This window comes from Streptomyces sp. NPDC048196 (assembly GCF_040652715.1).
GTDB classification, from domain to species: Bacteria; Actinomycetota; Actinomycetes; order Streptomycetales; family Streptomycetaceae; genus Streptomyces; species Streptomyces siderophoricus.
Map to the genome: position 1 here is coordinate 228,890 of NZ_JBEZMM010000001.1, position 12,216 is coordinate 241,105.

Genomic DNA, 12,216 nt, shown 5'->3' on the forward strand with positions numbered 1-12,216 from the left:
GCTGTGACCTCCTGCTCACCGGCGACAGGCAGCGTGCCGGATGTGCTTCGTCGGCCCCACTCCGCCCAACTGCCAGGTGTGCATGGTCAGCGGCTGGCGAGAAGACCGTCCACCAGGGCCCGGAGCCCGTCCAGGTAGGTGTCCTGGGCGGTCAGCGGCGCCCAACGGTCCGCGATTTGTGCCAGGCGGGGTAGCTCGTTCGGATCGAGGTCGGCGAAGACCTGCTCCCGGTAGGTCGCACGGTCATCGTCCGCGCGCCGCCGGGCCGCTGTCGTCCTGACCACGATCTCTCCGGCGGTGTAGTACCAGATCGCGCGGTAGCCGTGGACGGCCTGTTCGGGGGAGAGGCCGCACTCGACCAGGCCGTCGACGATCTGCTCGACGAACCACAGCGCGGACGTGGACATCAAGTCATCGGCGGTCAGCACCTCGACGATCCAGGGGCAGGCGGCGAGCGCCTCGTGGATCGCGGTGGTGGCGACGACGATCCGCTCGCGAGGGTCGGCGGGCAGTTCGGGCCGGCGCAGCGTCCGTGTGGCGTAGTCGTCCAGCAGCAGGACGAGGAGTTCTTCCTTGTCGCGGACGTGGTGGTAGAGCGCCATCGGCGTACTGCCGACTTCCGTGGCCAGGCGCCGCATGGTCAGCCGGTCCACGCCTGCCTCGGTGACGATCCGGCGGGCTGTCGCGACGATCTCCTCGCGGGAGATACGGGGAGGTCGGCCCAGGTTTTTGCGCGGTGCGGACGGTTGCGGCATGCCCCCATCATCCCCCAGGTGTCGACAACGGCGACACCTGACGCTAACTTTTCTTACATGTATAGAAACTCTCGAGGGAGACCCGGCATGGTGCTGGCGGCAGCCGCCGTCGCCCAGTTCGTCGTCGCCCTGGACATGTCCGTGGTCAACGTCGCCTTGCCCGCGATCCGCATCGCGTTGGGATTCGCGCCGCTGGACCTGTCCTGGGTGGTGCACGTGTACGCGCTCACGTTCGGCGGGTTCCTGCTGCTGGGCGGCCGCGCCTGCGACCTGTACGGCCGGCGTCGGCTGTTCGTACTGGGGCTGACCGTCTTCGGACTGTGCTCGCTGGCCGGCGGGCTGGCCCAGGCACCCTGGCAACTGATCGCCGCCCGCGCCGGACAGGGGCTGGGTGCCGCCGCAGCCGCGCCGGCCGCGCTGGCGATGCTCACCACCACCTTCGCCGAAGGCCCCCGGCGCGTCCGCGCGCTCGGAGTCTGGAGCGCAGTCAATGCCGCGGGCGGCGCACTGGGCGTGCTGGCAGGTGGGCTGCTGACCGAGTACGCGGGCTGGCGTTGGGTCATGCTGATCAACCTGCCCATCGTCGCGGCAGCTCTCGCGCTGGTCCCCGCAGGGGTGCCCGCCGGAGCGCAACCCGCCCGGCACGAGAAGCTGGACGCGCTGGGCGCCGTCCTGGCGACCGGCGGAGTCGGGCTGCTGGTGCTCGGTGTCGTCCGCACCGACATGCTCGGCTGGAGCTCCCCGCTCACGTGGGCGACCCTCGCCACCGCAGCCGCGATGCTGGTCGCCTTCCTCTTCGCCGAGTCCAGGGCCAACGCACCGCTGCTGCGCCTCGGCCTGCTGCGCGGCCGCTGGATCGCCGGCGCCAACCTGCTCGTGTTCCTGGCCGCGGCCGGGCAATTCACCGCGTTCTACTTCGTGTCCCTGTACATGCAGCAGGTCCTGGGCATGGGGGCGGCAGCGACCGGCACCGCATTTCTGCCCTTCTCCCTGGGCCTGGTCGTGGGAACCGTCGTCGCGACCCGCATCACCGCGGCACGCAACCCCCGTGCGTCCCTGGTGCCGGGTGCCCTGCTGGCCGCCGCGGGCCTGGCCTGGTTCGCCTTCATCAGCCCCAACGGCAGCTTCCTCACCGACGTGCTCGGCCCGTCCCTCGTCACCAGCGTCGGCGCCGGACTGGTCCTGGCCCCGGTCGCCGCCGCCGCGACCACCGGCGTCGCCGCGCATGAGGCCGGTATGGCCTCCGGCCTGATGAACAGCTCCCGCCAACTCGGCGGCTGCATCGGCCTGGCGGCCCTGGCCACCATTGCCGCCCACCACACCGGCACGGCCACCGGCCCCGCCGCGCTCAACGACGGCTACGCCCTGGGCCTGGCCGTCACCGCCGTCCTTTTCCTGCTCGCAGTGGTCGTGGCGATCGGCGTGCTGCCGCGCCACCGCGCCGTCCCCCCTGTCCCGAAACCCACCACCACCCCTGCAGACAACCAGTTGGAAGGAACACCATCATGACGACCACCACCGTCGACCTGTTCGCCTCGGCGTTGCACTTCCACCCCGACGGCGATGTCCAAGCCGTCGAACGGCAGATGACGAGCAGCGGCTCCGGCGCCTGGCAGATCGCCACGTTCCATGTGGAGACCGACGCCGAGGTGCACGCCGACCACTGGGAGATGCACCCGGAGGCCGAGGAAGCGGTGTGCTGCCTGACCGGCGGTGTCCGCCTCTACTTCCGACCCGACAGGCCCGGCGGCGCCGAGGACATGGTGCAGCTGCAGCCAGGCAACGCCGTCATCGTCCCCCGCCGCCGCTGGCACCGCCTGGAGCTGGCCGCCCCCAGCGACCTGATGTCGATCACCCTTCGCCACGGCACCCGCCTCGAAAAGCGCACCGACACCGACTGACGGGAAGGTGGCCCGGCGGATCGCTGCCGGGCCACCACCAACCTTCCCCGAAGACTGGGCGGTGCCCGGTTCGACGTGAGATGTTCCTCGCGCTCGCAGGCGACATCACGCCCCCTTCTCAAGCCACTCAGTCAACCCGGCCGAGCGGCGCACCGTGCCAGCGCCAGTCCGTCCGGCGGGGGCGATCAGGCGTCTCCAGGCGACCGGTGGCCCACAGAAGAGTGAGCCACGGGGTGTCGACGACGGGGACGTCGGGGAACAGTCGCGCGAGGACGCGCTCACTCAGGTCCTGCGGTGGCTCCCAGGTGTGGTTCAGTCCCTGGGCGATGTCGTGGGTGTGGACCAGGGTCTCGACGATGCCCATCGCTGCGAAGCCCTCGGGGTCGGAGGCGCCGAAGACGTGGGGGGCCAAGGCGGTTGCGTCGGTGGTGTCGACGACCGCCGCGAGCAGTCCACCGCAGGCCTCCACGACGGTCAGCAGCCCTTCGGGCCCCGCCGCGTGGTCCCCGAAGATGACATTGGCCGGACCGTCCGGTCGATCACTGGAAACACGCAGGGGAACCCGCGGTACGGCGATGGGCTGCGCGAGCCCGAACCGTAGCGCGTACGTGAGCAAGTCGTCCGCGAGGTGTTCAAGGGTCTCCCAGCACGACCACTCCAAGTCGCCGGCCCGACCGTGCCATTGGCCAGCCGGAACGCCTTTCAGAACGTCGACGCAGTGGGCGACGGCCTGACGCACGTGCGCTCCGCCCACTGGCATGCGCGGCTCTCGGTCTGTGGCATGCGGAGAGCCTACAGTCGTCGGCGTCCGCGTCCTCGACCTCGATCTGCGCCGTCGGGCGGTGGCCACAAGGGTCGGCACAGACGCCTACGTCTCCCATCGTCCAACGACACCGTCATCGTCGCCTCGATCCCACTCTGGCTCCGCACACGTTCCGCGACCGGCTAGTCCTCCGAGTCCGCAGTCGACGGCGGTACTTCGAGGACGAAGAACAGGAAACAGGTTTTGGTCGCAAGGTCATGGAAGCCGTCGGGGAACAGCTCACGGGCGGCCGGGTCGGGCTGCGGCTCGCTGATGACGGAAAGGCGGAAGCCGGCGGTGGTGAACGCATCGGTCATCGCGTGCAACGGCCTGCGCCAGAACTTCATCGGGACGGACTGCCCGTTGAACGTCCAGTCGAAGGTATAGCTGGTGGTCGCGAAATAGTCGGGCCGAGGATCCTCGATGGTGTAGGCCACGAAAGGGTGCTCCACCGATGCGATCAGCCGGCCGCCGGGCCTGAGCACTCGCCGCAACTCGGCCAGCGTCGGCTCCCAGTCCTCCAGGTAGTGCAGGACCAACGACGCGACCACGTCGTCGAACGCACCGTCGGCGAAAGGCAAACGATCGCGCAGGTCAGCCACGTGCAGGGCCACATCGTCACCGAGCCGCCGCCTTGCCAACGCCAGCATCCCGGCGCTGGCGTCGATGCCGGTGACGACCGCACCGCGGTCGCGCAGGGCAGCGGTCAGGGGCCCCGAGCCGCAGCCGGCGTCCAGCACCCGACGGCCGGCCACGTCTCCGGCGAGCGCCAACATCGCGGGCCGCTCGTAGTACGCGTTCACGAGGTTGTTCTCGTTCTCCGCCGCGTACGGCTCGGCGAAGCTGTCGTAGTCATTCGCCTGGGCCGGCTTTGCAGACCGGGCGGGATTCTCGGGCACGTCGGTTAAGTGTTCCATCGTCGCAGCCTAGTGGTCACCCGACCCGCCGGACAGAACGCGGGCGTGCGCGGGGCCGTGCCGCTGTTGCTGGTGCGGCCCCACGCATGTCTGTGTTCAGGCGTTGTGCTGGGCGAGGAGCGGGCGGGGTCAGGTGGTGCGGTGGGTGCGGTGCTGTGACCACGAGCAGATCTGCTCCAGGGCCGGGAGGAGGGCTCGACCGTCGGTGGTGAGGGTGTAGCTGGCCGGCCCGGGCGGGAGTTGGTCGTGGGTGACGAGCCCGGCCTCCACGAGTTCGCGCAGCCGGTCGGCGAGCATCTTGGTGCTGATCGAGCCGATGGCGGTGGGCAGTTCGCCGTAGCGGGCGGGGCGCGGCGCCAGGGTGTGGAGGATGATTCCGTTCCATTTCTGGCCGAGGACCTCGAACGCGGCGAGCAGGTCCGCATCGGCGGTCAGCGGCACGCGAGCGGGCCAGGCAGCCAACGGGCCTTGATCCTCCGTCCTTGGTGACGCGGCAATGGGGGGCGGGCCGCAGCCGGCCGGGGGTTCCGGCTGCGGCCCGATGCCGCCTTGCCCGGTCCAAGAACAGGACGAGGCGGCAACATCGCGGGTCAGGGAAGGAGAACGACCTTGCCCTGGTTGCGCCTTGCCTCAACGTCGGCGTGGGCGGTGGCTGCCTGATCGAGCGGGTAGCCGCGCCAGACAGGCAGGACGAGCTTGCCGGCGGCGGCCAGTTGCACCAGCTCCGACAGGGCTTCGCCGCCCTGGTCGGGACTTCCGGCGCTGAAGCGGACACCGTGCTGCGCGGCGGACATGTCGGCGATGGTGATGGCGTGTGCGCTGTCGCCGGTCAGGGCGACGGAGTCGGCGAGCACGCCGGCGCCGGAGGCGTCGAAGACGAGGTCGACTCCCCGGTGAGCCACCGCCTTCACCCGCCCCACCCAGCCGTCGCCGTAGGGGACCGCAGTGGCTCCCAGTGCGGTGATGCGCTCGATGTCGTGCTCGCCGGCCGTTCCGATGACGGTGACGCCACGGGCGACGGCCAACTGCACCGCGATGGTGCCCACGCTGCCACCGGCGCCGTGGATGAGGAGGGTCTGTTCTGCCTGCACCCCCAGCTGCCCGAGGACACGGAACGCGGTCCGGCCGACCGTGACCAGTGAGGCGGCGACCTCCCACGACAGGGCCTCGGGCTTGGCCATCGGTCGATCGAGCAGGGCGTACTCGCCGTAGCTGCCGCCGGCGGCGGCACCGAGAACCCCGTCCCCCACCGCCGCATCGGCTCCCTCGCCGACCGCATCGACGACACCGGCCGCATCCAGGCCGGGGATCACGGGGAAACGGGCGGGGACGGTGCCGGCCATCAGATCCGACCGGATCTTGATGTCGAGGGGGTTCACGGAGGCGGCCCGCACCCGGATGCGTACCTGGCCAGGGCCGGGCTCCGGAGCTGCGACCTCTGACAGGTGCAGCACCTCGGGCGGACCGTACTCGGAGAAAGTGATCGCTCTGGACATGGGAAACTCCCAAAGAGAGGCGGGTGCAGAGACCGGGGGACCGCACGCGCGGTGACTCACTGCGCACGGTGCGGCCACACCGGTGGGATCGGACGCTCAGGCGCTGAGGGCGGGATAGTCGGTGTAGCCGCGGTGGTCACCGCCGTAGAAGGTGGCCTGGTCAGGGGTGTTGAACGGACCACCGGCGGCCAGGCGGCGCGGCAGGTCGGGGTTGGCCAGGAACAGTGCGCCGTAGGCCACCATGTCCGCGCTGCCGTCCTCGATCAGCTTCAGCGCGTCGGGACCGGTGACGTCGGGGTAGGTGAACGGGTTGAGGACGAACGTGCCGGGCCAGGCCTTGCGCAGCCGCGCGGTCAGCTCGCGGTCCGGGCCCTCCATCAGGTGCAGATAGGCCAGGTCCAGGCCGGTGATCCGCTCCAGCAGCGCTCCGTAGACCTCGCCCGGGTTGTCCTCGGACATGTCGTTGTACTGGTTCCCGGGCGAGATCCGCAGGCCGACCCGGTCGCTGCCGATCGTCTCGGCCGAGGCCGTGACGACCTCGACGGCGAAGCGGATCCGGCCCTCCGTGCCGCCGCCCCAGGCATCGGTGCGGTGGTTGGAGTTGTCCGCGAGGAACTGGTGGATCAGGTAGCCGTTCGCGCCGTGGATCTCCACGCCGTCGAATCCGGCCTCCACGGCGTTGCGGGCCGCGTCGGCGAAGTCGGCGATGGTCTGGCGGATCTCCGCCTCGCTCAGCTCGTTCGGCGTGACGTACTCCTTCGGCCCCTCGTGCGTGTAGACCTGCCCGCTGGCGGCCACCGCCGACGGTCCCACCGGCACGAGGCCATCGGGCAGCAGGCTGGGGTGGCCGATCCGTCCGGTGTGCATCAGCTGGGCGAAGATCACGCCGCCCTCGCGGTGCACGGCATCGGTCACCGTCCGCCAGGCCCGCACCTGCCCGGACGTGTGCAGGCCGGGGGTGTCGGGGTAGCCCTGGCCGACCGGTGAGGGCTGGATGCCCTCGGTGACGATCAGCCCGGCACTGGCCCGCTGCGCGTAGTACGTCGCCATCAGCTCCGTCGGCTCGGCACCGGGCCCGTAGGCGCGGCTGCGGGTCATCGGCGCCATCACGAGGCGGTTCGACAGGGGCTTGCCGCCCAGGACGATCGGGTCGAAAGCAGTGGTCATGACTTTTCCTCGGGGTGAGTGGGTTCCGCGGTGCGGGCGCTCTGGTGCTGGCCGCACCAGCCGGTTGCCTGTCTGAACAAGTAAATCACCTGTCCGAACAAGTAAATGCCGCTCATTCATTCCCGGGGGAGGGGTGTGAGGGGCGTCACGGGCTCAGAGGGTGGGGCTGAGGGGTGAGGGTGGCGGCCGAGGCGGGCGGTGCAGGAGTGCACCTCACGGGGGCTGTCGTAGCCAGCAGCGGGCTGGTCAGCCACCTGAGCCCTCTTCTCTTCACGGAGGCGTGGGAGTACGGGCAGAGGCGGTTATCCTGATTACTGTCCGGCCAACTTCAGAGCCGGCCGGGAGAGGGGAAGATCCTGATGAGCCGGGCAGCCAACCCGAAGAAACAAGGCCGACCGAGCCGGCCGCCCAAGGAGACGCCGGTCAGCTCCACCGTGCCGGTGCCCGACTCCGCCCAGGCTGGGCCCGTCAGTCACGCGATCTTCCGCGTGGCCCGCCTGCACCGCATGATCGCCGGACAGCTCCTGCGCCGGGTCGGCCTCCACCTCGGCCAGGAGTTGGTCATGATGCATCTGTGGGAACTGGGCCCCCAGCGGCAGACCGATCTGGTGCGTTTGATCGACTCCGACGCCGCAACCATGACCCGCAGCATCAAACGTCTGGAGAACGCCGGCTTCGTCCGCCGTCGTCCCTGCCCCGACGACAGGCGCGCCACCATCATCGAGCCGACCGCCGCCAGTCAGGCGCTGCGCCGAGAAGTCGAACGCATCTGGGCCGAGCTCGAAGACGCCTCGACCGGCGACCTCACCCTCGATCAAGTCACCGAAACGCTGGAAAGCCTGCGACGCGTCGAAACCAGCCTCGCCCGCGCTGCCGCACGCGCCACCGAGTCTGCCGCGCATGACGACAGCGCAACCGACAACCTGCCGTAGCCGTGCGCCGGTTGAACGCGTAATTCGTCGCAGTGCACCGGCTACCTCAGACAGCCGGACACTTACGAAGCCGGCAGCCGCTGCTTTCTGCATACCCGCCGCGCAGAAGTCCGGAGACGACGCTGCTCGCCGAGCTACGGCCCATGCTCCTGTCCCACCAGCACCTAGCCACAATCCGCCGAGACCTGCGCGAAGGCATCTCTATGGATGGGGCGACAAGGAGTGCGGCTCCAATCGTGCCCCCGGGTGGTGCGCCCGCCGTATGGGTGGCAGGTCGTCGAATCTCTTGTCGATAAGGCATCTCAGATGCTTACTGGTGGTGTCCGACCAGGTGGGCTGCCCATCCCTCCGTTGGGGAACGCAGCTCAGTGGCATCGGCCTGCGCATGCCGCCGCAGGTTCGCGAGGGCGCCCACCGGAGGAAGCCGTCGGCCGACGCGCTCTCACGCTGCATCGGCTGATGACGGTGGCTCATACGTACGTCGAAGGAGACGTTGTGCGAGCCATCAACTTTTTTCGATTACTGGCTGGGGTCGGCGCGGCCGGTGGGCTCTTGCTCACCGTCCCGGCGGCGCACGCGGAGGCCGCGGGCTCGGCGCAGGTGGTGGTTGTGCCGTGCAGCGAGACGGCGTTGGTCAGTGCCGTCGACGGAGCCAACGCCGCCGGCGGCGCTGACCTGATCCTCGCGCCGTTCTGCACCTACACCCTGACCGGCGCCCACAGCACGGGTGGCAGCGGAGGGCCGGCGGGCTTGCCGAACATCACCACGCCGATCACCATGTCCGGGCTGGCCACCGAGATCACCCGCGCGTCGGACGCGCCCGCCTTCCGCATCATCGAGGTGGACGGCCCCTCACAATTCCCGGCCGCCCAGGGCCAGCTCACCTTGGCCACGGTCACCATCAGCAACGGTGACGCCGGCCTCGGCGTGGGCGGCGGCATCGCCAACCTCGGCGGATCGGTGACCATGACCGCGGGCGGTGTCCGGGGCAGCCGCGCCTCGTACGGCGGCGGCATCTACACCGACACCGCGCTGACGATGACCGCCAGCAGCGTCACCGGTTCCACCGCCACCGTCAACGGAGGCGGCATCTACCGGAACGCGGGCTCCGTCACGCTGCTCGTCAGCAATGTGTCCGGCAACGCCCCCAACAACTGCGCCGCCACCGCCCCTTTGACTGCCCCCTGCTGAGATCGCAGGGCACCTAACTTGCCTGTCTTGGCGGTGAGTTGGCGGTGCAGTAGGCAAAGGCGCCCCTGCCTGCTCCGTACCGTGCTGCAACCGCCGGGCAGGCGAGATTGCCGGCGCGCCTCGATGTGGTGCCGCATCGCTTCACACAGGAAGACCCGCCCAGGGGACGACCAGGAGGACCCGCCCAGGGGACGACCCGCCCGGTCGCCCGGTGGCAACGGTTCTTCCCAGGTCTTCCCTCCCCATTGCCCATTGGGACATCGCCATGCGGTTGCGGGCCGCGTCACCCATCCGCCTGTTCGTGCTACGCGCGGCAGAGCGGCACGTTCGAAGGAGAAAGATCATGGCAGTCATCACTTCGTTAGTGGACACCACGACCACGACCAACCAGGGCAAGGCCGGGGACACCGTCCAGATCAACGGCACCGCTCTGTCCACCACCACGAGGGTGAACTTCGGTTCGGCGGCGGTCACCCCGACAAGCGTCACCGCCACCCAAGTCACCTTCGTGGTGCCCACCTCGGCGCCGTGCTCCGGCCAGGTCTCGGTCAGCGTCACCAGCAGCACCGGCGCCACCAGCAACGCGCTGCCGTTCTTCGTCATCGCCGCGCCGACCACCTCGGGGACGAGCGTCACCTGTGTGTCGGCCGCCACCGGCGGCCCGGTCACGTTGTTCGGCACCAACTTCCTCACCGGGACGCAGGTCGGGGTGGGCACCGTCGGTACCGTAGCGGTCACGCCCACGCAGGCGGGCCAAGTCACCTTCGCCGCTCCGGCCAACCCGGGCCAGGTCGCCACGGTGTCGACCCAGCCGTTGACCATCACCACCGCCGGCGGCATCAGCTCCTCGGGCACCACCCTGATCGACTACTACCTCGCGCCGGCCATCACCTCGGTGCTGCCCGCATCGGGTACCGCGGGGGACGAAATCACCGTCAACGGAACCGGTTTCGTCAGCGTCGACACGGTCACCTTCACCGACAGCGCCGCCGCCACCGCCACCGCGGTCTTCACCCCCGTGAGCGACACCCAGCTCGTCGTCACCGTGCCTGGCGGACTCGCCGCCGGCGCCGGAAGCATCACCGTCCACACCTGCGGCGGCAACTCCAACGCCGAGCCCTTCACCCTCACCTGACCGTCGGTGGTGGCCGGGCACGGACCGCACGACCACCAAGTCGCCGCCCGTCCGCAGAGCGTGACGTGGACGGGCGACGACGTCCGCCCCCGTGCCCGGGTCGACCACCACTGGCCAGGGGACACCGGCCCAGGCATCAGGAGAAGGAGAAGAGCCCCATGGCCCCCGTAGTGACCAGCGTCAGCCCCGCCCAAGGTGCTCCAGCGGGCGGAACCAGCGTCATCATCACCGGCTCCGGCTTCACCGGCGCCACCCAGGTCAGGTTCGGCCCCAACGGCACCACCTTCGTCATCGTGAGCGACACCCTGATCACGGCCAAGACCCCCGCAGGAACCGGCACGGTGCAGGTCACGGTCACGGCGCCGACGGGCACCAGCAACCAGAACGTGCTCTTCACCTATACCTCAGCCCAAGCCCCAGCCCTCAGCAGTCTCAGCCCCGCCTCGGGCTTCACGTCGGGCGGCAACACGGTGACCCTCAACGGCACCAATCTGTCCGGCGCGACGGTGGTGCTCTTCGGGCCCGACCCGGCCACCATTCTCACCAATACCGCTCCGCAGATCACGGTCCTCGCCCCGGCCGGGTCGCCGTCCTCGGTCGCGGTCACAGTCACTACGGCCGGTGGCACCAGCAACGCCCTGACCTACACCTACGTTGCTGCTCCCGCTCCGGTTCTCAGCAGTCTCAGCCCCCCATCGGGTCCTACATCGGGGGGTAACACGGTGACTCTCAACGGCACCAATGTTTCCGGCGCCACCGTGGTGAAGTTCGGTGCCAACCCGGCCACGATCCTCACCAACAGTGCCACGCAGATCACGGTCCTTGCGCCGGCCGGGTCGCCGTCCGCGGTCGCGGTCACCGTCACTACGGCCGGGGGCACCAGCAACGCCCTTACCTACACCTACACCTCCACGCCCGTCCCATCACTCAGCAGCCTCAACCCCACCTCCGGCCCTACCTCCGGCGGCAACACCGTCACCCTCAACGGCACCAACCTCACCGGCGCCACCTCCGTGAAGTTCGGCGCCAACCCGGCCACCACCCTCACCAACACCGCGACCCAGGTCACCGTCATCGCCCCGGCCGGGCCACCGTCCTCGGTCAATGTCACCGTGACCACAGCGAGCGGCACCAGCAATCCGCTGCCCTACTTCTACATCGCGGCACCCACCGTCAGCGATCTGTCCACCCACCTCGGCCCGGCCATCGGAGGCAACACCGTCACCGTATTCGGCAGCAACCTGACGCTCACCAGCGCCGTGAACTTCGGCGGGAACCCGGCCACCGGCATCAACGTGGTCTCCGACAACCAGTTGACCGTGACCGCTCCGGCCGGGTCCGGCACGGTCGTCGTCACCGTCACCACACCGGGCGGGACCAGCACCGCAGCCACCGGAAACCCGTACTACACGTACCTGGGGGCACCCGTCCTGACCAGCCTCACCCCCTCCCACGGCTCCGACCTCGGCGGCGACGCGATCGTGCTGGGCGGCGGCAACCTCACCTACACCGACGCGGTGACCTTCGGCGGCGTCCCGGCCTCGTTCGCGACGATCTCCGACAGCCAGGTCGTCGCGACCAGCCCGGGCGGGGCACCCGGCACGGTGAACGTCGTGGCGCACACCCCGGCCGGGAACAGCAACGCCCTGCCCTATGTCTACGACCCGTCCTGAGCCCCGGGGCGACGGCCCGTCAGCATGGCTGACCGCCGGGGCCGGCCGCCGGCTGTCGGACCCGCGGACCGTCCTACGGAGCGTGGTGCGGTCCGAGCGGGCGTCTGCCGGTTGCGCCAAGGCCAGGCCCCATCGCACCGCACATCCGGTCACCGGACCGGAGGTTGAGCCAGTTGAGGCACTGTGTCTGCGTCACAGCCTCCGTCGCAGTCTCCGTCCGTCGCAGTCTCCGTCACACGGATGTCGC

The 12,216-nt window shown here is 69.8% G+C and carries 12 protein-coding genes; 6 read left to right on the forward strand and 6 right to left on the reverse strand.

The genetic code is table 11. The features are described from left to right. Positions 1-86 precede the first annotated feature (86 nt). Positions 87-755: a TetR/AcrR family transcriptional regulator gene (locus AB0E02_RS01130; RefSeq protein ID WP_362134613.1), complete on the reverse strand. Its 669-nt coding sequence runs from the start codon at positions 753-755 to the stop codon at positions 87-89. An 87-nt stretch (positions 756-842) separates the two neighbouring features. On the opposite strand from AB0E02_RS01130, the gene AB0E02_RS01135 reads away from it, so the two are divergent. After that, positions 843-2,264, forward strand: coding sequence for an MFS transporter (locus AB0E02_RS01135; RefSeq protein ID WP_362134615.1), 1,422 nt, complete (start codon positions 843-845; stop codon positions 2,262-2,264). Beyond that, on the forward strand, positions 2,261-2,656 hold the full coding sequence (locus AB0E02_RS01140; protein WP_362134618.1) for a cupin: 396 nt from the start codon (positions 2,261-2,263) through the stop codon (positions 2,654-2,656). Before AB0E02_RS01135 ends, AB0E02_RS01140 begins: the two co-directional genes overlap by 4 nt. 127 nt (positions 2,657-2,783) lie before the next feature. On the opposite strand, the gene AB0E02_RS01145 is transcribed toward AB0E02_RS01140, so the two are convergent. The 5 genes from AB0E02_RS01145 to AB0E02_RS01165 all read right to left on the reverse strand — a co-directional run bounded on the left by AB0E02_RS01145 (position 2,784) and on the right by AB0E02_RS01165 (position 7,038). After that, complete coding sequence (locus AB0E02_RS01145) at positions 2,784-3,416, reverse strand: maleylpyruvate isomerase N-terminal domain-containing protein (RefSeq protein WP_362134620.1); 633 nt, start codon at positions 3,414-3,416, stop codon at positions 2,784-2,786. Positions 3,417-3,601: 185 nt separating this feature from the next. Then, complete coding sequence (locus AB0E02_RS01150; RefSeq protein WP_362134622.1) at positions 3,602-4,375, reverse strand: class I SAM-dependent methyltransferase; 774 nt, start codon at positions 4,373-4,375, stop codon at positions 3,602-3,604. 129 nt (positions 4,376-4,504) lie between these two features. Continuing rightward, on the reverse strand, positions 4,505-4,837 hold the full coding sequence (locus AB0E02_RS01155) for a helix-turn-helix domain-containing protein (protein ID WP_362134624.1): 333 nt from the start codon (positions 4,835-4,837) through the stop codon (positions 4,505-4,507). A 128-nt stretch (positions 4,838-4,965) separates the two neighbouring features. Further along, positions 4,966-5,871 carry an NADP-dependent oxidoreductase gene (locus AB0E02_RS01160; RefSeq protein ID WP_362134626.1) on the reverse strand — a complete coding sequence of 302 codons (906 nt, stop codon included), beginning with the start codon at positions 5,869-5,871 and terminating at the stop codon, positions 4,966-4,968. A gap of 96 nt (positions 5,872-5,967) precedes the next feature. Further along, positions 5,968-7,038 (reverse strand): alkene reductase, encoded by a 1,071-nt coding sequence (locus AB0E02_RS01165; protein WP_362134628.1) that lies wholly within the window; start codon positions 7,036-7,038, stop codon positions 5,968-5,970. Between the two features lie 359 nt (positions 7,039-7,397). Here AB0E02_RS01165 and AB0E02_RS01170 point away from each other — a divergent pair, with 359 nt between their 5' ends. The 4 genes from AB0E02_RS01170 to AB0E02_RS01185 all read left to right on the forward strand — a co-directional run bounded on the left by AB0E02_RS01170 (position 7,398) and on the right by AB0E02_RS01185 (position 11,969). Beyond that, positions 7,398-7,970, forward strand: a complete 573-nt coding sequence (locus tag AB0E02_RS01170) for a MarR family winged helix-turn-helix transcriptional regulator (RefSeq protein ID WP_362134630.1) — start codon at positions 7,398-7,400, stop codon at positions 7,968-7,970. A gap of 495 nt (positions 7,971-8,465) precedes the next feature. Further along, the gene (locus AB0E02_RS01175; RefSeq protein WP_362134632.1) at positions 8,466-9,161 is read left to right on the forward strand and encodes a hypothetical protein; all 696 of its coding nucleotides are present in this window, start codon (positions 8,466-8,468) and stop codon (positions 9,159-9,161) included. A 343-nt stretch (positions 9,162-9,504) separates the two neighbouring features. Beyond that, positions 9,505-10,296, forward strand: coding sequence for an IPT/TIG domain-containing protein (locus AB0E02_RS01180; RefSeq protein WP_362134634.1), 792 nt, complete (start codon positions 9,505-9,507; stop codon positions 10,294-10,296). Between the two features lie 158 nt (positions 10,297-10,454). After that, complete coding sequence (locus AB0E02_RS01185) at positions 10,455-11,969, forward strand: IPT/TIG domain-containing protein (protein ID WP_362134636.1); 1,515 nt, start codon at positions 10,455-10,457, stop codon at positions 11,967-11,969. The last annotated feature ends 247 nt before the right edge of the window (positions 11,970-12,216 follow it).